The organism is Psychrobacter sp. 72-O-c (assembly GCF_904846605.1).
Taxonomy (GTDB): Bacteria; Pseudomonadota; Gammaproteobacteria; order Pseudomonadales; family Moraxellaceae; genus Psychrobacter.
Genome location: NZ_CAJHBI010000023.1, coordinates 1 through 21,050, shown reverse-complemented (window position 1 = coordinate 21,050; position 21,050 = coordinate 1). Strand labels below are relative to the sequence as shown.

At 42.4% G+C, this 21,050-nt stretch carries 16 protein-coding genes, 2 tRNA genes and 2 rRNA genes; 11 read left to right on the top strand and 9 right to left on the bottom strand.

Annotated elements, in window-relative coordinates; all coding sequences use genetic code 11:
* Positions 1 to 27: 27 nt before the first annotated feature.
* The 3 genes from JMX97_RS09475 to JMX97_RS09465 all read left to right on the top strand — a co-directional run bounded on the left by JMX97_RS09475 (position 28) and on the right by JMX97_RS09465 (position 3,133).
* Positions 28 to 1,851 carry a phosphomannomutase gene (locus tag JMX97_RS09475; RefSeq protein ID WP_201557438.1) on the top strand — a complete coding sequence of 608 codons (1,824 nt, stop codon included), beginning with the start codon at positions 28 to 30 and terminating at the stop codon, positions 1,849 to 1,851.
* A gap of 204 nt (positions 1,852 to 2,055) precedes the next feature.
* On the top strand, positions 2,056 to 2,964 hold the full coding sequence (gene argB / locus JMX97_RS09470) for an acetylglutamate kinase (protein ID WP_201557501.1): 909 nt from the start codon (positions 2,056 to 2,058) through the stop codon (positions 2,962 to 2,964).
* A 19-nt stretch (positions 2,965 to 2,983) separates the two neighbouring features.
* A complete protein-coding gene (locus JMX97_RS09465; RefSeq protein ID WP_227671537.1) occupies positions 2,984 to 3,133 on the top strand; it encodes a hypothetical protein in 150 nt (49 codons plus the stop codon).
* Positions 3,134 to 3,373: 240 nt separating this feature from the next.
* Here JMX97_RS09465 and JMX97_RS09460 read toward each other — a convergent pair whose 3' ends face one another.
* On the bottom strand, positions 3,374 to 3,751 hold the full coding sequence (locus JMX97_RS09460) for a Spx/MgsR family RNA polymerase-binding regulatory protein (RefSeq protein ID WP_201557436.1): 378 nt from the start codon (positions 3,749 to 3,751) through the stop codon (positions 3,374 to 3,376).
* A 203-nt stretch (positions 3,752 to 3,954) separates the two neighbouring features.
* Between JMX97_RS09460 and leuS the strand changes: the two genes are divergently transcribed.
* The 7 genes from leuS to JMX97_RS09425 all read left to right on the top strand — a co-directional run bounded on the left by leuS (position 3,955) and on the right by JMX97_RS09425 (position 13,080).
* The gene (leuS, locus tag JMX97_RS09455; protein ID WP_201557427.1) at positions 3,955 to 6,669 is read left to right on the top strand and encodes a leucine--tRNA ligase; all 2,715 of its coding nucleotides are present in this window, start codon (positions 3,955 to 3,957) and stop codon (positions 6,667 to 6,669) included.
* 54 nt (positions 6,670 to 6,723) lie between these two features.
* The gene (locus JMX97_RS09450; protein ID WP_201557418.1) at positions 6,724 to 7,464 is read left to right on the top strand and encodes a hypothetical protein; all 741 of its coding nucleotides are present in this window, start codon (positions 6,724 to 6,726) and stop codon (positions 7,462 to 7,464) included.
* 48 nt (positions 7,465 to 7,512) lie between these two features.
* Positions 7,513 to 8,607, top strand: coding sequence for a DNA polymerase III subunit delta (locus JMX97_RS09445; protein ID WP_201557416.1), 1,095 nt, complete (start codon positions 7,513 to 7,515; stop codon positions 8,605 to 8,607).
* 179 nt (positions 8,608 to 8,786) lie between these two features.
* Positions 8,787 to 10,160, top strand: a complete 1,374-nt coding sequence (locus tag JMX97_RS09440) for an efflux RND transporter periplasmic adaptor subunit (protein WP_201557414.1) — start codon at positions 8,787 to 8,789, stop codon at positions 10,158 to 10,160.
* 83 nt (positions 10,161 to 10,243) lie between these two features.
* Complete coding sequence (locus JMX97_RS09435; RefSeq protein WP_201557412.1) at positions 10,244 to 12,244, top strand: MacB family efflux pump subunit; 2,001 nt, start codon at positions 10,244 to 10,246, stop codon at positions 12,242 to 12,244.
* A 362-nt stretch (positions 12,245 to 12,606) separates the two neighbouring features.
* Positions 12,607 to 12,682: transfer RNA gene (locus tag JMX97_RS09430), tRNA-Lys, on the top strand.
* A gap of 322 nt (positions 12,683 to 13,004) precedes the next feature.
* Positions 13,005 to 13,080: transfer RNA gene (locus JMX97_RS09425), tRNA-Lys, on the top strand.
* 328 nt (positions 13,081 to 13,408) lie between these two features.
* On the opposite strand, the gene JMX97_RS09420 is transcribed toward JMX97_RS09425, so the two are convergent.
* Both JMX97_RS09420 and JMX97_RS09415 read right to left on the bottom strand, forming a co-directional pair.
* Complete coding sequence (locus JMX97_RS09420) at positions 13,409 to 14,197, bottom strand: MBL fold metallo-hydrolase (protein WP_201557410.1); 789 nt, start codon at positions 14,195 to 14,197, stop codon at positions 13,409 to 13,411.
* A 324-nt stretch (positions 14,198 to 14,521) separates the two neighbouring features.
* Positions 14,522 to 16,609 (bottom strand): catalase, encoded by a 2,088-nt coding sequence (locus JMX97_RS09415; protein WP_201557399.1) that lies wholly within the window; start codon positions 16,607 to 16,609, stop codon positions 14,522 to 14,524.
* Positions 16,610 to 17,015: 406 nt separating this feature from the next.
* Here JMX97_RS09415 and JMX97_RS09410 point away from each other — a divergent pair, with 406 nt between their 5' ends.
* Positions 17,016 to 17,807 (top strand): dienelactone hydrolase family protein, encoded by a 792-nt coding sequence (locus JMX97_RS09410; RefSeq protein ID WP_201557397.1) that lies wholly within the window; start codon positions 17,016 to 17,018, stop codon positions 17,805 to 17,807.
* A gap of 38 nt (positions 17,808 to 17,845) precedes the next feature.
* Here JMX97_RS09410 and JMX97_RS09405 read toward each other — a convergent pair whose 3' ends face one another.
* The 6 genes from JMX97_RS09405 to JMX97_RS09380 all read right to left on the bottom strand — a co-directional run.
* Positions 17,846 to 18,496 carry a DUF938 domain-containing protein gene (locus tag JMX97_RS09405; protein ID WP_201557394.1) on the bottom strand — a complete coding sequence of 217 codons (651 nt, stop codon included), beginning with the start codon at positions 18,494 to 18,496 and terminating at the stop codon, positions 17,846 to 17,848.
* Between the two features lie 36 nt (positions 18,497 to 18,532).
* Complete coding sequence (locus tag JMX97_RS09400) at positions 18,533 to 18,997, bottom strand: flavodoxin family protein (RefSeq protein WP_201557392.1); 465 nt, start codon at positions 18,995 to 18,997, stop codon at positions 18,533 to 18,535.
* A 1-nt stretch (position 18,998) separates the two neighbouring features.
* Positions 18,999 to 19,412 carry an OsmC family protein gene (locus tag JMX97_RS09395; protein WP_201557390.1) on the bottom strand — a complete coding sequence of 138 codons (414 nt, stop codon included), beginning with the start codon at positions 19,410 to 19,412 and terminating at the stop codon, positions 18,999 to 19,001.
* Positions 19,413 to 19,472: 60 nt separating this feature from the next.
* Positions 19,473 to 20,351, bottom strand: a complete 879-nt coding sequence (locus tag JMX97_RS09390) for a DUF2971 domain-containing protein (protein ID WP_201557388.1) — start codon at positions 20,349 to 20,351, stop codon at positions 19,473 to 19,475.
* 321 nt (positions 20,352 to 20,672) lie between these two features.
* Positions 20,673 to 20,787, bottom strand: a 5S ribosomal RNA gene (rrf, locus tag JMX97_RS09385).
* Positions 20,788 to 20,963: 176 nt separating this feature from the next.
* Positions 20,964 to 21,050: ribosomal RNA gene (locus tag JMX97_RS09380) — 23S ribosomal RNA — on the bottom strand; the annotation flags it as partial.

The window sequence follows — 21,050 nt, the reverse complement described above, 5'->3', positions numbered from 1 at the left end:
AATAACGACCATAAGGAGAGTAAAGCGATGCCGTTTTTTGCCGCCCAGCAATCCTTATTTCGTGCTTATGATATTCGCGGTGACGAACAGTACTTTACCCCTATTTTTGTGCAGGCTTTGGGCAAGGCTTTTGTTCGACTTTATCAACGCTATCATACCGCCCAGAGTGTGAAATCCAGATCTAATAATGAGCTGACGCCTCATACCGAACCCAAAGCGACTACCGTTATCATCGGCTATGATGTTCGCTACGGTAGCGATAGCATCGCCCAAACGCTGGCCACTATATTACAGCAGCAAGGTCTACAAGTTATCAACTTGGGACTGATCACCACACCGATGATGGCATTTTGGACTGAGCAATATGCTGGTCACGGTATAATGGTGACCGCCAGTCATTCTGCGAAAAGTATCTTAGGTATCAAATGGTTGGTTGGCAATGTCTCTCCTAGTGCCGAAGATATTCAGGCGCTTTACCAAGACTCAATACCTTCTGAGTCTACTCAAAATAGAGATAACAATAGTAACGGTAAAACCATAGCGGCTATTCAAAATATTAATGCTCAGTCGAACCCTGTACTGTCTGTTATAGGCTTGCCTACTGACACCGTAGCAGCGCCTTATATTCGAGCTATTGCAGAGGTGTTTACCACCATTTATTCGCCTCAGAACCTGTCTGCTACAAACAGATGGGCTGTCAAAAAGCTTGATCTAACAATCGTTATTGATTGTATGCATGGTGCCACCAGTAGAATCGCTCTACCTTTATTCAGCCAATTTTGCCAGCACGTTATTGTTATCAACGATACGCCTGATGGTAGTTTCCCTATGGGCAACCCTGATCCGACCGAGCCCAATCGATTAGCAGAGCTACAACAAACGGTTATTATCAATGCCGCAGATATTGGTCTGGCGTTCGATGGTGATGGTGATAGGCTCATGATTGTTGATAATAGCGGTAAAGTCGTCATGCCTGATCATCTACTGTATTTATTGGCACAAGTGGCCATCACTGAGCGTCCAAAAACATGGGATGCTGAGACTACCTCGACACCGCAAGTGCTGTTTGATATCAAGTGCTCACATCATCTACCTACTTTATTGAGCAATCTGGGTGTCGTTCCTATTATCAGTAAAACGGGCAGTAGCCTGATGCGTCAGCAGCTGCAATCCTGTGAAAACCGTATTATATTTGCTGGTGAATTATCCGGCCATTTTATCTTTAACGATGGTTATTTTACGGCTTACGATGATGCCATGTACGCTGGACTACGTTTGCTGCATTGGTTGGTATATACGGCAGCGCCTAGTGATACATTGCCGCCTGCTGTCGATTTGTGGGGCGAACAAACTGACACGCTAGTCCCTCATAGATTAACTGATATTACTAGACAATTACCAACGCTGGTCAGTACTGCGGATCACTATTTACCGCTACCAGATACGCCACCGACAGACTGCTCAGTAATACAACAATTAGCCACATTTTGTCATTATTTACAGCACTTAGTTGAGCTATCGATAGCTTCTAGCCCCTCTGATAATAGGCTTGCCAGGTCCTGTATTCCGTCGCTATGCACTTGCTCTGCTAGCAGACAACATATGACGTTAGCACAGGCAAAGCAGTTATTACCGCTAGGAACAAGATTGACCTGTATTGATGGGGTGCGGTTGGATTTTGCTCGTGGCTTTGGGATATTGCGCCAATCAAATACCAGCCATAATCTCACTGTGCGTTTTGCCGGTGACAGTGTCGCTGATCTCAAAGACGTACAAATGCGCTTTGTGACTTTATGTCGCCTATTTGATAATAATTTGGCTGAGCAAATTATGGCGATTTACCCCGAATAGCTTTGGTTATAGTCGATTCAAAATAAAAGAAAGTCATTTATAGCAAAGGACTACTGCAATAATGACAAGCAATCAATGGCGGAAAGCCGATACTGATTTAAAACGAATACCTCCATAACAATAATGTCAGACACAAACTTTTTACTATCAACGTGTATATGTGTGTTGAACGTAATTTTTGAAACCATATTTTAGGAGTTTATGATGTCGCTTAATTTTGATGATGCCAAAATTACCGCTGAAGTATTAACCACGGCGCTCCCTTATATTCAACGCTTCGTAGATAAGCTGATTGTGGTCAAATATGGCGGTAATGCCATGACCGATCCGGAGCTTGAAAGCTCCTTTGCCCGCGATATTGTATTGTTGAAAACGGTCGGCATGCATCCCGTAGTCGTACATGGCGGCGGTCCGCAAGTTGATAATCTGCTAAAAGAGCTTGGTCGCCAGTCTGAACGTATTGATGGTATGCGTGTGACCGACAAAAGCACCATGGATATCGTGGAGATGGTACTAGGCGGTAGTGTCAATAAATCTATCGTCAGCCTGATTAACAAGCATGGTGGTAGCGCCATTGGTTTAACGGGTAAAGATGCTAATTTAATCACTGCCAAAAAATTGATGATGGAAAAAATCGGAGCAGACGGTGTTGCCGTGCCTGTAGATTTGGGGTTTGTCGGTGATGTGGTCAGCGTCAATAAAGACGTGATTAATATGCTTATTGCCTCTAATTTTATCCCGGTTATCGCCCCACTTGGAGTCGATAGTGAAGGCAATACTTATAATATCAATGCGGACTTAGTCGCGGGTAAGGTTGCTGAGTTTTTGCAAGCTGAAAAGTTGATGCTATTGACCAATATCAAAGGTGTATTAGGACGCGACGGTCAAGTGGTCACTGGCTTGACTCCGAAAAAGGTAGACGCCTTAATTGAAGATGGGACCATCTCAGGCGGTATGATTCCAAAGATACAATGTGCGCTGAATGCGGTACGTAGTGGCGTCAAAAGCGCGGTTATTGTCGATGGTCGCGTCCCGCATGCCACACTTTTGGAAATCTTCACTAATGAAGGGGTTGGTACGCTAATCAGCCGTGATTTAGGTATGTTAAGCTAGGAATAGATGATGGCATTGTGTGTGGTGTCTGACTTTTGCCTTTCATAGCTTATACTGCTGGTGGATTATCGGTTATGGCGGTGCAAAATGGATAGAAGGCTGGAAGTCGTTCTTTTTAATTGATTGGATTGCGCTAGATTGGAACGCAGAGCAAATTCGCATGTATTGATTGTTTGGCTGGCCAGTCTGGTTTTTTTCATACTAGGAATAATTAAGCCCGAGCTTAGACTTTTCTAAAATCGGGCTCAATTAAATCAATTGATAATACCGTTAGACATTATTAATAAGCGCAAAAATCTACCGAGCTGTGGCTACTGTTGCCATATACTTTCATATAGTGACTGTCTTTGTGCTGGCTGAAAAAAGAGTTTTCGTTTTTATAGCCATCACCATCTAAGAAACAGCACTTTTATAAAAGATTTGCTTCGTATTCTGCTTCATCAAAGCCACATAACAATACTGACCGAGCTTGGTTTTCACTCTCGATCTGGCCTTCTACAATAGGACGTTTGATCATACTGGTATTGGCCAGTAACAATTCAATTGCATCTGCCTCATTTGCATCAGCTGCCGCTTTTTGCTCATCGCTTAACTTGCGCCATGTCGTTCCGCGCTTATTAAGTACTTTATCTATTCCTAACAAGTCGACCCAGCGCTGTACGCTATCTTGGCCGATACTTTGTTTCTTATAATCATGAAAGTTATAATTTACGCCCAGCTCCTCAAGCTTAACAAAGGCTTTCTTCATAGTGCTACATGATTTAATGCCGTAAATAGTAATGGTCATATTGTCTCCAAGTTTTCTTTATTTGAATTTTCAATATAAATTATCGTTTGTTTACATCCAGTCTAGCATTTTACCAGTCAAAAATATCATAGACCTAGCATACGATTGCCTTATCATAGCGTCGCAATTTTCACCAAATTACGCTATGCTATGGCATTATAAAATCTTACCCTTTTATCTGTGTTAACCAATTAGAGCCGACAATGAGTAACTCGCAAACTGCCCCAAATAATAGCCAAGCAGAAAATACAAACGATATCAGTATCAATGTCTATCAGCCGCAGATTATCGAAGCGCAGCAGCAAGCCAAATGGGCGACAGACAAGCGCTTTGAAGTCGATAACGAGCCAAGCGATAAGCCGAGCCGCTACATGCTGTCCATGTTTCCTTATCCAAGCGGTAAGCTACACATGGGGCATGTCCGTAACTATACGATTTCTGACGTATTAAGTCGTTATTATCGCTTAAAAGGCTATGAAGTCATGCAGCCAATGGGTTGGGATGCGTTTGGCCTGCCAGCTGAAAACGCTGCAATTGCCAACCAAACGCCACCTGCTGAATGGACTTTTGCCAATATTGATAACATGCGCGCCCAGCTTAAACTACTCGGTTTATCAATTGATTGGTCACGCGAGTTTGCCACTTGTACCCCTGAGTATTATCAGTGGGAGCAGTGGTTATTTTTACAGTTATACAAAAAAGGTTTGGTCTATAAGAAGCTGGCTACCGTCAATTGGGATCCGGTCGATAATACCGTACTGGCCAACGAGCAAGTTATTGATGGAAAAGGCTGGCGTAGTGGCGCTGCAGTCGAAAAGCGTGATATTCCGATGTATTACTTTAATATCACCGATTATGCCGACGAACTGCTCGATGATTTAGATCAGTTAGAGGGTCATTGGCCGTCTGAAGTATTGACCATGCAGCGCAACTGGATTGGTCGCAGTGCCGGTATGGAAGTGCATTTCCCTTATAACCTTGAGGGCCAAGACAATACTTTAGACGTGTTTACTACCCGTCCCGATACGTTGATGGGTGTCACGTATGTCGCCGTCGCTGCTGAGCATCCTTTGGCCCAATATGCTGCTGAACATAGCGAAATCATTGCAGAATTTTGTGCGCTATGCAAAAAAGGCTCCGTTGCTGAAGCGGATCTGGCCAAAGCTGAAAAAATTGGTATGGATACTGGTCTGACAGTTACTCATCCGCTAACAGGCGATAAAGTACCCGTCTGGGTCGCCAACTATGTGCTAATGAGCTATGGTTCAGGTGCGGTCATGGCAGTACCTGCGCATGATGAGCGTGATTATGAATTTGCGACCAAATATGACCTACCTATTAAACAAGTTATTGACGTTCCTGAAGGTTACTTTGACGATGTAGATGCTGACGCTGCTGCTGATGATACTGATAGCAACCGTGCCTACACCGAGCGTAATACCTTAGTCAACTCGGGTGAGTTTGACGGTATGAACTTTGAGCAGGCCTTCGAGGCTATGCTAGTCAAACTTGCACCACAAGAACTTGCCAATAAAAAGATCCAATACCGCTTACGTGATTGGGGCGTTTCTCGCCAGCGCTATTGGGGATGTCCTATCCCAATGGTTAACTGTGAGCATTGCGGTACGGTTCCCGTTGAAGAGCAAGATTTGCCAGTAGTATTGCCTACTGATGTCGTTCCTGATGGTCGCGGTAACCCTCTTAAGAACATCCCAGAATTTGTGAATACTAGCTGTCCTAAATGTGGTAATCCTGCTGAGCGTGAGACTGATACTTTTGATACTTTTGTTGAGTCAAGTTGGTATTATTCGCGTTTTGCCAGCCCGCATGATACACAAAGTATGGTAAACAAGTCTGCTGCTAATAAATGGCTACCGGTCGATCAATATGTCGGCGGTGTTGAGCACGCGGTTATGCATTTACTTTATGCGCGGTTCTTCCATAAGCTAATGCGTGATGAAAACTTGGTATCAGGCGATGAGCCTTTTGCCAATCTGATGACCCAAGGCATGGTCTTGGCGGGTACGTTCTACCGTGTTAATACCGATGGTAGTACCACGTATTACTTCACACAAGATGTCGATATTGACTATAACGAACGTGGACAACCGATTAAAGCCATATTAAAAGCAGACGGGCAGCCGGTTACTATTGGCAAAATCGAAAAAATGTCTAAGTCTAAAAATAACGGTGTCGATCCACAAACCACCATAGATCAATATGGTGCCGATACTGTTCGTCTATACACTTTATTTACCGCCCCTGCCGATCAAACCCTTGAATGGTCAGATGATGCGCTAAAAGGTCCTTATAACTTCGTTAAAAAAGTTTGGCGAGTTGCCACTGAGCATATGCAAGCCTTAACAGTAGCGAACTTAAACCTTGAGACGTTAAACAGTAAGGCCTTGAATACCGACGGCTTGACCAAAGCGGCCAAAGACCTACGCCGCAAGACCCATGAAACGATTGCTAAAATTGATGGTGACCTTGGTGACCGCTTGGCGCTAAACACCCCAGTATCAAGTCTAATGGAGCTTGCTAACGAGTTAAGTAGCTTTGATGCCAGTAGCGAACAAGACTTTCAAGTACAACATGAAGCGCTGATTGATTTGCTCATTATGCTATCAGTATACGCGCCGCACGTCGGTGAGCATCTGCTTGAACAGCTGGGTCTTGAGACTAAGACCCTGAACTACCCTACTGTTGATGCCAGCGCCTTGGTGCAAGATACCCTCACTATGGTAGTACAGGTCAATGGTAAAATGCGTGGCAAGATGGATGTGGCGCCAAATACTGATCCTGAGCAACTTAAAGCACAAGCACGCGCTATCGATAGTGTGGCCAAGTTCATCACTGGTGAGATTAAAAAAGAGATTGTCGTGCCCAATAAGTTGGTCAATATTGTAGTGGCAGGCTAGGTCTTTTTAAACTTAGTTTTCGAGCCTTTTTTATTGAGAATAAGGATAGCGATTATGTCGTACAAGCACCGAACTGCGCAGTTACCCCCATTTGTGCAAAAACATCGTGTAGAAAAAAGTCATGCAAAAAAAATAGCCACGGTGCTACTGACAACCTTGCCAATATTTGCGGTGCTTGGTGCGACGACGGCTCTTACAGGATGCGGCTTTCAGCTACGCGGTTATGATACACCAATGCGTTTTGATATCGCCAAGACTGCCATTATCCTTGAAGATAATCGTACCTCATTTCCATTAAAGCTACCGTTAACAAGGAGTTTAGAGGCATTGGGTGTCGATGTGGTCGACAGTATGGCGCTGATAGAAAACACAAGTGACAATATTGCAAACAAGACCGTAGACAATAAAGATGCTGAGAAAATTGCCACTATTACTGTCAATAATGTACGCTTTAAGCGCTATGAATTGGTTGGCGTCCTAACAGAGATTCGACTGGTATTGTCAGCAGATGTCAATTATCAAACCATGCAAAATGGTCAACCGGTGACTCTGACTAATGCCATCCAAGTTGAGCGTAGCTATCAATATAACGAGGCATCAGTCAGTACTGGCGACCAACAAGGCAATCAAATTCGTGACTGGCTCTATGACAGCTTAGCGCGCCGTATTACGGATCAATATGTCGCGATTGGTTTGCCAAAAGTGGCTCCTGCCAGCGCTAATAAGTTATCGCAATCTAGTAGGGGTTCAGCCGCAATGCCTTCTACGACGACCATTATCGCACCCCCCTCTTAAGCTTCATCGTACTTTCCTTCACTCAATAAACTGATGGCTTAAAACCTTATGCAAGAGTCCTTTATACAAGCCTATCCCAAGCTATTGCAACCTTCAGTTGCGGTAGCGGGCTTGTGGCTGGCGCATGGTGATGAGCCGCTATTGCATCAGTGGCTTATTGATGCGTTGCGTCCGCATTGGCGCGCGCAAAACTATGCCAGGAAGCGTATCGAGCTGGTCTCCGTTAAGAGCTGGCAAGAAGTGTTATCGGAGCTCGGTAGCCAATCCTTATTTGATGATGCCAGTGCTTTGATTGTGACAGGCAATCATAAGCCAGATAAAGCTGTCATCGCTGAGCTGGAACGCTTTGCAGTGGACGCACAAACTGGCGCACATAGCCACAGCTTATTATGGCTGACACCCAAGCAAGATCGCCGCGCCCAAAGCAGCAAATGGTTTGCTCCTTTTGCTCAATACGGTAACGTTATTGATTGCAATTTATACAATGAGCAACAGCGGCAGCAGCTGTTACAGATACAAGCACAGCAATTCGGCCTACGACTATCACAAGAAGCTTGGCAGCTTTTGATGTCACATACTGAGCATCATCTGTTAAGCGCCTATCAGACCTTATGGCGTTTATCTTATCTGTTTGCTCCACAGCTGGCAGATAATAATAAGCAGTTGGCCGCAAACACTCCTGAAGCCAATGATAAGAGCAGCACTTCTGTCAATACTTCTGCAAATGTAGCGTTAGATATCACCGATCTACAAGCGGCATTGGTCAGTGATGCGCAGTTTAGCGTGTTTGATTTATCCGATGCCATGTTAGCGGGTAATAGTGCCCAAGTCGCAAAAATTATATTTCAGCTTAAAGCCACAGATGAGCCAACCACCTTAGTGCTATGGGCAATCAGTAAAGACATGCGCCACATCATGGCTTTACTTGATGGCCAAGACCCGCAAGCATTAGGCATTTGGCGTAGCAAACAAGGGTTGTACCAACAAGCTTCCCGCCGGCAATCAAAAGCACAAACGGCCGAGTGGCCCACGTTAATCTATCGCTGTGACCAAGCGATTAAAGGTGTCGTGCGTCAACCCGCATGGGAGTTGTTATTGCAAGCAGCGTTGGAATTGTCGGGACAGCGGTTGTTTGCAGCTTAATAAGTGAACACTGTAGTCCTTTTAACCCTTCATATTAGTCATTTTTTACCACTATAATCAAAGATTTACTCCTGCGTTAGGGTGTTCCCTTAACCTTTCGCAAACTAATTACCATTCCCTTTTGCACATCAAGCCTTTACTATACTTACACTCGATTTAATTGTGATTGGACTGTCGTCATGCGTAAAATTAGCAAAAATCCTGCTATTAAATGGGGCGTTATTGCCTTAATAATCATAGCGTTAGTAGCTTTAGCCTACAATATCTTCAAACCAAAAAAAACCCAACCCAACTATCTTACTGCGATTGCTGAGATTGGCGATATCGAAAATAACGTTATGGCTTCTGGTAAAGTCAAAGCACTCAATACCGTCGACGTTGGGGCGCAAGTGTCTGGGGAAGTCAAACGGCTATTCGTTGAAGTGGGTGACGAGGTACAACAAGGCGACCTTATCGCACAAATTGACCAAGTCACGCAAAAGAATAACCTGAGTAATGAGCAAGCCAGCCTTGAGCAAAGTGAAGCCGCACTGCAAAGCGCAAGAGCCGAAACCTTAAGTAAGAAGGCAGGGCTAAAAAGTGCTTATGCTGACCTTGCCAGTCGTCAGTCGGAGTTAAAACAAGCACAGTCTGACTTTGCACGTTTGCAGTCTTTGGTCGCCATCGACGCCATCTCGCAGCAAGAGTACGATACTCAAGCCACTCGTATTGATACCGCTAAAGCGGCAGTTGCTAATGCCCGTGCTTCTATCGATACCGCCAAAGCCGCAATTGCCACCACACAAGCCAATATTGATAGCCAACAGGCCGCGCTACGCAAATCTCAAACTAACGTCAACACCGCGCAAGAAGACCTCAGCTACACTACCATTCGCGCCCCCATAACAGGCACTGTAGTATCTATTACTACTGAACAGGGCACGACCGTCAACGCCAACCAAACTGCCCCAACGATTGTCACTTTAGCCGACTTATCAACGGTACGTATTAACGCGCAAATCTCTGAAGCTGATGTCATCAATGTACAGGCAGGAATGCCAGTATATTTCAATATCATCGGTAATCCTGACCAAAAGTATGATGCCATACTTAAGGCCATTGAGCCGGCACCCGAGGTCATCAGTGATACTAGCTCAACCGATTCTGCTATCTATTATGTCGGCTACATTGAAGTGCCCAATACCGAGCGCCGCTTTCGTATTGATATGACCGCGCAAGTTTATATTGTCATCAATCAGGCCAAAGATGCCTTACTGATTCCTTCCGCCGCCTTGCAACCTGCGGATAAGCTTAAAAAAATCAATAGTAGCGACAATCCTGCTGCTCAGAACGACAGCGCCAACAATAGCAGCTCTAGTAGTAACAATTCAAACACCACAATGGCCAAAGTACGCATTCTCAAAGCCGATGGTCAAGTCGTTGACCAACAGGTAAAAGTGGGGATAAATAACCGTGTTAATGCGCAGGTTTTAAGTGGATTAAGTGTGGGCGATGAAGTTATTTTGAGCGAAGAAGGATTAGAAAAATCCAGCAAAAGTGGAAAACCGTTTTAAGGGTCAGTATTCAGTATGTAATGAAAAAGACTAACTTTTGACATTGATTTATATAAGCAATATTGATATAGGCAGCATGGCAGATGAGCATCCAAGACCCTACTACAAACGCCGCGATGGAGATTCCCTTGATGCAAGTCAAAGGGGTAATTAAAGAATTTAAGGCCGGTGAGCAGATTATTCGCGTGCTGCATAATATCAATCTGACTATTAACCAAGGCGAAATGGTCGCTATCATTGGACAGTCAGGTTCTGGCAAGTCTACCTTGATGAATATTCTAGGCTGTTTGGACCAAGCAAGCGCTGGCGACTATCAAATTTTTGGGCAGTCAGTCAGTCGCTTAGAGGCTGATGAGCTGGCAAAACTACGCCGTGAGCACTTTGGCTTTATTTTTCAGCGTTATCATCTACTTGGCGACATCAATGCTCGAGACAACGTCGCAGTACCTGCAGTATATGCAGGTATGGACGGCCAAGCGCGCAGTCAGCGTGCCGATCAGCTACTGACGGACTTAGGACTGGCAGATAAGGTCGGCAACCGTCCCAGTCAGCTGTCTGGTGGGCAGCAGCAGCGAGTCTCTATTGCACGGGCACTAATGAATGGCGGTGATATTATTTTAGCGGATGAGCCAACTGGCGCGCTGGATAGTAAGTCCGGTGACGATGTAATGCAAATCTTGCAAGACTTAAACGCTCAAGGTCACACCATTATCATGGTTACTCATGATCCCAATCTGGCGGCTCAAGCTGAGCGAGTGATTGAGCTCAAAGATGGCTATGTTATCGCTGATTATAAAACTGAACATTATCAGCAGACACAAGCTCAGCCTGAACCTATTTTAAACAAAAACCGCAAGAGTACCTTTAGCAGCTTTATCGACCGTTTATTTGAAGCGTTCAAGATGTCATTACTGGCTATGCGCGCTCATAAAATGCGTACTCTATTAACTATGTTAGGCATTATTATTGGTATTGCCTCGGTCGTATCCGTAGTTGGTTTAGGTAAAGGCTCACAAGCGCAAATATTAACCAATATCAGCTCACTTGGTACCAATACCATTACCATCTCTGACGGCTATCCGTACGGCGATCCAAGGCGCAGTTATGGGGATGACAACCTAACCCCGCAAGACGCACAAGCTGTCGCTGATCAGCCGTATGTTGTTAGTGTTAGCCCGCAGCTCGATAGTAATACCAACGTACGCTATCGTAATATACAAGAGGCCACCAGTGTCAGCGGGGTCGGTAAAGACTATCTCAATGTCAGTGGTGAAACTCTGATTCAAGGTCAAGGCTTCGATGAGCAGAGTATCTTACGCCGTACCCAAGATATCATTATTGATGACAATGCCAAGCAAACCTTTTTCCCTGATAATACCAATCCCATCGGTGAAGTACTCTTGATAGGTAGCGTACCAGGGCGAGTGATTGGCGTATTGGCACCCAACGACAGCGGTTTTGGTAGAGGCAGTCTGGATTCTCCAACTCTGTATATGCCCTACACCACTATGATGTCACGGCTTATAGGTAGCGCTTATATCGAAAGCTTCGTGGCACTCATTGATGATAATATTTCATCCTCTGCCGCAGAGTCTGCCATCTCTGAGCTAATGATAAGTCGTCACGGTACGGATGACTTTCGAATACGCAATTCAGACTCTATTCGCCAAACCATCGAATCTACCACTGCTGCCCTAACCTTGCTGATTTCATCTATTGCCATTATCTCCTTAGTTGTTGGCGGTATTGGCGTTATGAATATTATGCTAGTCTCGGTCACTGAACGCACCAATGAGATTGGTGTGCGAATGGCTGTTGGTGCTCGTCAAAGCGATATCATGCAACAGTTCTTGATTGAAGCCGTACTGGTCTGTATTTTGGGTGGTCTACTTGGTATCGGGTTAGCGTTTGCCATCGGTGAGCTGATTAACCGTGTTGGCGGTGATAGCTTTAAAGTTATCTACTCCCCAACATCTATCATTGCCGCTTTTGTCTGCTCGACGCTTATCGGTATTATTTTTGGTTTCTTACCTGCCCGCAATGCGGCAAAACTTGATCCTGTAGAAGCCCTTTCTAGAGATTAAATCCATATTTACTAAAACCTTGATAACGGTTTAAAGAATTTAAAAGACAACCTCTGGGCAATATTTTGTGAAAATGTTTACTTTATGGCGTCAATTGCACTTTTTTTAGGCTACGGGGTTGTAATTATCACAGTAATATATATAATGTGCTCTCACGTTTAGGGATACAAAATTTCTAAACAGTGAAACAAGCTTAATGTCTCAATTATTAGGTTATGCTTGAATAACAAAATCCTATTTAAAGGATTTTGACCTATACTCAAGTAGATAAGTTATTTAAATGCAAAGTTTTAATAAATTTCCCTTTAAGGAAATTTATCTTGCGAAGCTAAAATTGCATGCAATTTTTTAACGCTTCTCAAGGGCCGTTAGCTCAGTTGGTAGAGCAGTTGACTTTTAATCAATTGGTCCCGCGTTCGAATCGCGGACGGCCCACCATATTTCAGTTAGACCTTATTATGCATTTTGCCCTATTCGGCTTTGGCTTAATAAGTTAAGTTCTACAGAATTTACGACAATGTAAATTCAAAATTGATGTCTTATAGATATCTAGTTTTAAGAAAATTCTATTTAAAGAATTTTCTCTTGCAGAGCTAAAAAAGCAGTGCTTTTTTTAGTTTCCACAGAATTTACGAAAATGTAAATTCTCTTGCGCTCGGACAGAAATATCTGTTTAATTGCAAAGTTCTAACAAAATCCTATTTAAAGGATTTTGACTTGCGAAGCTAAAATTGCAGTGCAATTTTTTGACGCTTCTCAAGGGCCGTTAGCTCAGTTGGTAGAGCAGTTGACTTTTAATCAATTGGTCCCGCGTTCGAATCGCGGACGGCCCACCATATTCAGAAAGCTCAGTCATTATATATAATGACTGAGCTTTTTTTTGCTTAAAATTTCTTAAAGATTATTTTACCCTATAAAGTGTCAATAATATATCGTGAGTCAAATAAAATAAAGATGATGGAATGCCAAGAGATAACGACAGCTGGCTTAGTAAAGCAACTGCTTTCATTCGTTCAATCTAACACTGTAATAGGTTTACTCACCCAGTCAATGGATAATGATACCGGCACAGTAAAACCAAGGGTAAGCTATAGATTAGTATGGTTGATACGGTAATGATTTTACTGTCAATCGACTATATTAGGCCAGCCTTATAGACTTAAATTACTTCTTCTTAGATTTCCTCTTCGAATAAGAATCAAAATTTTGTCGCCATAACAATTTATGACGAATGGTATCTTTTACCGTACGCCGATGCTTAGGAGCTTGAGCAATTAGCATATCAAAAGTCGCCGCATCAATCATAAGACTACGTCCATGCGCCATCATCACATTTGATGGGTTCAGATCTTTGATTTTTTGTAGAGAACGAATATAGGTTTTAGGATCATAAATTGGAAACGGAGCAACGAATTTGTGCCGCAGCTTAATAATCAAGTCGGCAGTATAAACTTGCTGGCTTGGTAGATGAAAGAGAGATAAGTCTCGATCGGTGTGCCCTGGGGTTTCTAATACTTGCCAATCATCAAACTCAGGAATGAGATCACCGTCTTGAACCGTAGTGTCAGGATGGAGATGAGCCGAATACCATAGTTTTTTGAACGGACGCCCTTGACGCTTAGCCACATAATGAGCCAAGCCAATATCGACCAAGTGCATCGCCTGACCCCCAATACTGTTATACCACTGTTTTGATTTATCTGCGGATACAATACGGCAGCCTGTTGCCTTTCTAAGCCTGTTTGCTCCGCCCGCATGATCGGGATGCATATGTGTGACTATTACTACTTTTAGATCACTAACGGGCCGCTGTAAGGTCGTTTGGATGTAATCCAGCACTATCTTCACATCAGGACGACAACAGCCATCCAGTAGTAGGATCTTGTTAGGATACACCGCCAGGTAAGTACTTTGAATGTACCCCTCTAGACGTACAATCTCACATAAACTCATTACTCTTCCTTATACTATTATCACTAATTATTATTGTTAGAATCCATTGTTCTTCACTTGTCGAATCATGTTGTCTCTATTATAACGTCGATAGTCTCACTATAAGTTATTTTGAGTGAACGCTTGTGTCCATATTTCAATTATGACGCTTATAATTTTTATACTTTACGTGAATATTTTTATAACGATACGGGTCACTGCTGTACTTTGTTGTTAAACATGACTTTTTATAAATACAAAAACTCAGCACATAGGCTGAGTTTAAGATTTTTACTTACTACATTAATACCATGCACTAACTGACATGATTTACGTCAAGTCACTTTATGCTAGGTCACGAACCTTAGGCTCACGTTCCCATAGACGGGATTTAGCATTCTCAATAAAGGAATCCAAGTCAGCAAGTGGGGTCACAAAAGCATCTTTTTCAATTGGTAGTTTGCTTAAGATAAACTCATCGGTCGCACCGCAATAGGCGATAGCCTTACAATGCGCATAAGCATCATTAAACCAATCTAGCGCAGCGCTGTCTTTAGCCAGCTTCTTAGCTTGATCAGGCATGATAATACTGACTACTGCATCAAATAGCACAGATGGACCACCAGCCAAACGCTCGTCCGCTTGAATGCGTGTACCATCGTCTAATTTTACTTCTTTATTAGGCGAAACTATCTTGACGCTCGCCCCTTGCTCTTTGGCAGCGTCTTCGAACTTTTTGATTTCGCTGTGTTTTGAGCCTTCGGCAACTAAAATACCTACCAAACGACCCTTTAGAGACTTAGGTGTAATACCAATAGTTTGGACTGCCTCAGAAGTAGCCATGTCCTTTACTGGTGCCGCAGGATCAGCAGCTTTGGGTAATTCCATACCTAGCGCTGTTGCGACCCGATTTGCCAAATCATCATCGATATTAATTAGATGACTTAATACACGCGTACGTACATGCGCGGCGTCTACCTTACCGAGCTCAAATGCATACGCTGAAGCAATATGCGCTTGCTCAATTGCCGTTTGGCTACGATAGAACATACGCGGTTGACTATAATGATCCGCAAAGCTCTCGGCACGTATGCGACCTTTAACGCCATCATCCATTTTCTCATGGAACGATTCGAAGCCTTTTTCAACACTTTCACGTGGTCTGGTTGGATCTAGACTTTGGGGCTCATAAAGGACACGAGTTTTAGGCACTTGCATCTGCATATGACCATCTTGCTGATTATTGGCAAACGGACATTTTGGCGCATTAATAGGAATTTGGGCAAAGTTCGGCGATCCAAGACGCTTCAATTGCGTATCCAAATAACTGAACAGACGACCTTGTAATAGTGGGTCATTACTAAAATCAATACCAGGTGGAACATGTGACAAACAGAAGGCCACTTGTTCCGTTTCGGCGAAGAAGTTGTCTGGATTGCGATTCAGTACCATTTTGCCTACTATCTTGACGGGTACCATTTCTTCTGGAATCAACTTAGTAGAATCTAAGTGGTCAAACGGAAACTCGTTTGCTTGCTCTTCAGTAAATAACTGAACGCCAAACTCCCATTCAGGATACATGCCGTTATCGATAGCTTCGAACATGTCACGACGATGATAATCAGGATCCGCGCCAGATATTTTGACCGCTTCATCCCAAGTAGTCGATTGCACGCCTAGTACTGGTTTCCAATGGAAACGTACAAAGGTACTTTTACCTTCTTTATCTAGCAGTCTAAAGCTATGAATACCGAAGCCTTCCATCATACTAAAGCTACGCGGCAGTGCTCGATCACTCATTAGCCAAATAACGTTGTGCATCGTTTCTGGACTTAATGAGACAAAATCCCAAAAGGTATCATGAGCTGATGCTGCTTGTGGAAATCCGCGATCCGGCTCCGGTTTAACCGCATGAATAAGATCTGGAAATTTAATAGCATCTTGGATAAAGAAGATTGGCATATTATTGCCAACGAGATCCCAGTTGCCCTCTTCAGTATAAACCTTTACTGAAAACCCACGCACATCACGCGGGGTATCTTTTGAGCCTTTATTACCAGCTACGGTAGAAAAGCGCGTAAACAACGGCGTCTGCTTACCAGTCTCAGTTAAGATTTTTGCCGTGGTATATTCTTCAAGTGATTCGGTTAATTCAAAGAAACCATGAGCTGCACTACCGCGAGCATGAACAACGCGCTCAGGAATACGCTCGTGATCGAAATGATTAATCTTTTCACGTAGTACGAAGTCCTCTAAAAGCGTTGGGCCACGCGGGCCTGCTTTAAGCGAATTTTGATTGTCAGCAATAGCCACACCTTGTTGGGTAGTTAGTACTTTACCATCGCTATCTGCACGTTGATGGGTTTCACCACCATTACCACGTGTCGTGTTCATATCTTTGGCGGGGTCAGTATGATCAAGATTCTTTTTCATAAAATATCCTAGCTAATGAGTAAAAATGGGCTTAAAAGAAACCATCAAAAAAGTACTCATACAGATTGAGGGTCATTTAAGACGATTAGAATTTCATGTGTTGATTGGTTTTCTGTGTGATTAACACTACCAATTACTAAAAAAATAAATAGGTTGATAGGCTATATTACCCAAAAAACTAGGCATGTATACACTGAACATTGTTGATATTTAGTTAAATTTTGCACCTACTAAAAGTAAAGTATTCTATATTTTTTAGTGTTTGCTAATATTAACAATCGACTCTTGTAATGTAGATATTCTTTAAGGTATTATTTTATTGGGCTCTACATGTTACTGATAAACGCAATGGTCAAAGTTTTTAGCCCTATGTTTATCTTTCTCACTTTGAGTTATAAGGCTATTTATGTTACTAAAAACTACTTACTTACCTGCAAATTTCTGTCGATCGTTATTCGTTGGCACCTCACTAGGCTTGATGGCACTGACTTTTAGCCAAACGGCAGTCGCTATCACTACCAAAAACATCACTTATACGGTAGACAACCAACCTTATGAAGGCTATTACGCAAAAGCTGACAAACCTAACGCTCCTTTTATCCTATTGATTCATGATTGGGATGGGTTGACAGACTATGAGCGAAGACGTGCCGATATGTTAGCAAACCAAGGTTACAATGTTCTAGCAGCGGATATGTTTGGGTTTGACGTTCGTCCTACTAAAATTGAAGACAAAAAACGTCTTACTTCAGCGTTGTATGACGATCGGGTGAAGATGCGCAAATTACTCGAAGGAGCGTTGAACGTAGGTCAGAAACAAGGCAATGATGTGCGTGCAGGTACTACGATGGGGTATTGTTTTGGTGGCACCGTTGCTCTCGAGTTGGCACGATCAGGATTCCCGCAAAAAGCCTTTGTACCCTTTCATGGTGGACTCGATATTCCAGTCGGTCAAAACTATGATAAGACAGTTGGAGAAATACTTGTCTTTCACGGTTCAGCTGATGAATCAGTTCCGTTAGAGGATTTTACCGTGCTTGGTAAAACATTAGAGGCTTCTAACGTACCACATGAGATGGTTACTTATAGTGGTGCAAAACACGCCTTCACTGTGTTCGATAGCGATAGATATGATGCGCGTGCAGATGAGCGCTCATGGAAACGTTACTTGGATTTTTTAGCTACTGAATATAGATAAAACAGTGGAAAAATAACTATCACTTTTTGATGTATTAGCTATGGTGTAGGTGCTGTCTTCCTGAAAACTAGTAATTGATTATTTGCTGGCATCCTATGCGTAGCGCTTAACGTCAAATCATGTTGAGTTGCTAAGTCTATAACGTCTTCTTTATTGCGGATACCACTACCAGAATTACCTTGACGTAGCATCGTATCAAACTGACGATTACTCTCACTGGTATAACGACTGTTTTCGTTAAATGGGCCATAAACGATTAGTTTTCCGTGGAGAGGTAAAACCTCACTTACTAACTCAAATAACTTTTCGACCAACGACCAGCTAATAATATGCAGCGTATTGGCAGTGAATATCGCATCATATGGCATCTTGACAACTGTGTTAACTGGCAATAAGTTATGAGCCAAATCGAAAGCTAAAGGTTGGTATAGATTGGGTGCAGGATAGGCATCGTGCCAAGCGTTAATAGTCGCATGGTTCGCTACTACATCGCTAGTTTGCCACTTTAAATGCGGTAGTTGTGATGCAAAATAAACACTATGCTGACCGGTACCTGATCCAATCTCGAATACATGCGTAGAATCTTTAAGTTCTTTTTGTAAAACTGCTAGAATTGCATCTTTATTATTCTCGCACGCTTGCGAAAATGGCAAATTGGCTACAGTATTGCTTAAATTACTTTTATCCATAACTACCTCTAATAATGACTCCTCTGAAGAATCTGTCTAGTAAATCCCAGCTTCTACCCCAGCAGCAAGCGTCATTGCTAGCTTTTCAACCTGTTCAGTAAACTCATCTTGCCAATCACCCTGTAAAATCAACGCATCTTGTATCCATGACCAACGTAAACCAGTAGTAATCGTCTGCATGGCACGGTTGGTACCCGTACCATCCTGTCCGGCACGAATATATAATGCAAAGGGCATGCCCTGCTTTTTTTCCAATACCGGATAATAACAACGATCAAAAAAATCTTTAGTCAACCCTGCCATATATGCCAGATTCTCAGTTGTACCTAGCAGCAGTGCATCAGCTGCCAGCACATCTTCCGGCTGGGTTTCCTGTGGGGACTTTAGCACCACATTAATATCTATGTCCGGATGATTAGCACCATTATAGGCCGCTTGCGCTAACTTTTTGGTGTTCGGTGACGGTGCATGGGCAACGATAAGCAGTGTTTTAGTTGGCATATTAAATACCTTCTGCATAATTAAAAGTCAGATTTTGAGTAATATCAGGATGCACACTTTTTGCGACAGGACAACTGAGCGCGGTGTTATAGAATATCTTTTGAGTTTTATCATCAAGATCTTGATTGAAGGTAACGACAATATGCACTTCACTAACCCGTCTAGGGTCAGCAGCCATAATTTTAGTGACTTCAGCTGTCGTGCCTGTAATATCGATGCTCATATCAGCGGCTTTTATGCCAATAATAGTCAGCATACAACTGGCCAAACTGGTTGCTAGCAAATCGGTTGGTGAAAAAGCTTCACCTTTACCATGATTATCAACTGGTGCATCAGTAATGATTTCATTGTTAGATTGCAGATGAACGGCCGTAGTACGTAGATCACCTTGGTAGGTTACTTTTGAAGTTGTCATAACTTTATCCTCAAATATTTTAGATAATGGCTTCTATATCAAATACAGCTATAAAACATACTAACTACTAAGTGTTGTTACTAAATCGTCAAGATCAGAGCGAACAACAGCACCAGTTTGCCCATACCTATCGTTAAAAATATCTTTTATCAAGTTAAAAAACCATTCAGGTGCTTCAGGAGAAACCTTAACACTATTAATAAAATCATTCGATTTGAGCCTAATTAAATAGCCAGCATCAACTCTATTACTTAAAGGATCATTGCTGTGATTATATGCTATTAACCTTATTTCGTTCTCAAATTTATATGCTTTATGCTTATGGACGAAGGGTGCGAGTTTACTATCGACCTCTAAGTTATAATACTCTGCTCGATGATCTATATACTCAACCTTTTGTATTAGCAGATTTACATCTTTATCTTCTTCTATAGAGTCTAATAGTTGACCAATGGTGGTGGTAATACATACGGAGTTTATATCATTACCGTATATCTTCCACATAGCAATACTTTCAGTATCATGTATATTGGAATGCCAACAGCTCACATCGAACCATTTCTTTTGTGCTTTAATAACATCTTTATATGTTACTTTTTCTGATAGCTTAATGTCTCCAAAAACAGTCGTAAACGACTTATTTCTAGACTTCTCTTCATATTCTTGTTGCCTTTGTTGAGCTTCTTCAATACTTTCAGGAGAGTTACAATCTCTTCCAAGGCTTAAAGTTAGACTATTATTTACAAGGTTACTTAATACTTCTGCGGCACCGCTATAAAAGAAATCATTTATTGTTGTCAATCCTCCTTCTAGTTTATCTTCAAACTTGTCGATTCTACACATAAATAGTTGTTTACTTTCAAGTATATGTAAAAACTTACTTAAATCCATATACCTTTGTATTTTAGTACTTCTATCTAACGTATTTGATATTTTCATAATTCTGACCTAGAAAGATAAAATGAGTTGCTATAAGCAATTTAGCATAATATCACTAACCAACAATCTAAATATGGCGAGTAAACTAACTTTAGCAAGGTTATGAACGCTAAATTATTAGATAGGGATAGTAAGAATAAGCATAAAAAAAGCTCCCAACGGTTAAATTGGGAGCTTTGGTAAATAAAGTACATTCGAATTTTGATACTATAAAATACACTCAGATAAATATCTAAAAGAATATTAAAGCCGTAACGATTAAATCAACGCCCAAACAAAACCCCCCAACGAATTAACGTTGGGGGGCTTTTAGGAATAGAGAGCTGACGATGACCTACTCTCACATGGGCGAACCCACACTACCATTGGCGCGATGATGTTTCACTTCTGAGTTCGGGAAGGGATCAGGTGGTTCCATCATGCTATTGTCGTCAGCAAAGGGGGTTAGATATGAGTCTGTTGTTGTTATTGACTTAAGTATTAGCTTAAAGCCTGTCAACATAAACCTAACTGAATCAAGGTTTAAGGTGATATCGAAATATATATATTCTATAGCCTGAGCTATACAAGATAGATTAATTAGAGCTTTCATACAAACCACTTGGGTGTTGTATGGTCAAGCCAAACGAGCAATTAGTACAGGTTAGCTACACACATCGCTGTGCTTCCACACCCTGCCTATCAACGTCGTAGTCTTCA

What these genes read in the sequence shown, in the direction of transcription:
- JMX97_RS09475 (WP_201557438.1), top strand. Translation starts at nt 28, where the DNA reads ATGCCGTTTTTTGCCGCCCAGCAATCCTTATTTCGTGCTTATGATATT.
- argB (WP_201557501.1), top strand. Translation starts at nt 2,056, where the DNA reads ATGTCGCTTAATTTTGATGATGCCAAAATTACCGCTGAAGTATTAACC.
- JMX97_RS09460 (WP_201557436.1), bottom strand. Translation starts at nt 3,751, where the DNA reads ATGACCATTACTATTTACGGCATTAAATCATGTAGCACTATGAAGAAA.
- leuS (WP_201557427.1), top strand. Translation starts at nt 3,955, where the DNA reads ATGAGTAACTCGCAAACTGCCCCAAATAATAGCCAAGCAGAAAATACA.
- JMX97_RS09450 (WP_201557418.1), top strand. Translation starts at nt 6,724, where the DNA reads ATGTCGTACAAGCACCGAACTGCGCAGTTACCCCCATTTGTGCAAAAA.
- JMX97_RS09445 (WP_201557416.1), top strand. Translation starts at nt 7,513, where the DNA reads ATGCAAGAGTCCTTTATACAAGCCTATCCCAAGCTATTGCAACCTTCA.
- JMX97_RS09440 (WP_201557414.1), top strand. Translation starts at nt 8,787, where the DNA reads ATGCGTAAAATTAGCAAAAATCCTGCTATTAAATGGGGCGTTATTGCC.
- JMX97_RS09435 (WP_201557412.1), top strand. Translation starts at nt 10,244, where the DNA reads ATGAGCATCCAAGACCCTACTACAAACGCCGCGATGGAGATTCCCTTG.
- JMX97_RS09420 (WP_201557410.1), bottom strand. Translation starts at nt 14,197, where the DNA reads ATGAGTTTATGTGAGATTGTACGTCTAGAGGGGTACATTCAAAGTACT.
- JMX97_RS09415 (WP_201557399.1), bottom strand. Translation starts at nt 16,609, where the DNA reads ATGAAAAAGAATCTTGATCATACTGACCCCGCCAAAGATATGAACACG.
- JMX97_RS09410 (WP_201557397.1), top strand. Translation starts at nt 17,016, where the DNA reads ATGTTACTAAAAACTACTTACTTACCTGCAAATTTCTGTCGATCGTTA.
- JMX97_RS09405 (WP_201557394.1), bottom strand. Translation starts at nt 18,496, where the DNA reads ATGGATAAAAGTAATTTAAGCAATACTGTAGCCAATTTGCCATTTTCG.
- JMX97_RS09400 (WP_201557392.1), bottom strand. Translation starts at nt 18,997, where the DNA reads ATGCCAACTAAAACACTGCTTATCGTTGCCCATGCACCGTCACCGAAC.
- JMX97_RS09395 (WP_201557390.1), bottom strand. Translation starts at nt 19,412, where the DNA reads ATGACAACTTCAAAAGTAACCTACCAAGGTGATCTACGTACTACGGCC.
- JMX97_RS09390 (WP_201557388.1), bottom strand. Translation starts at nt 20,351, where the DNA reads ATGAAAATATCAAATACGTTAGATAGAAGTACTAAAATACAAAGGTAT.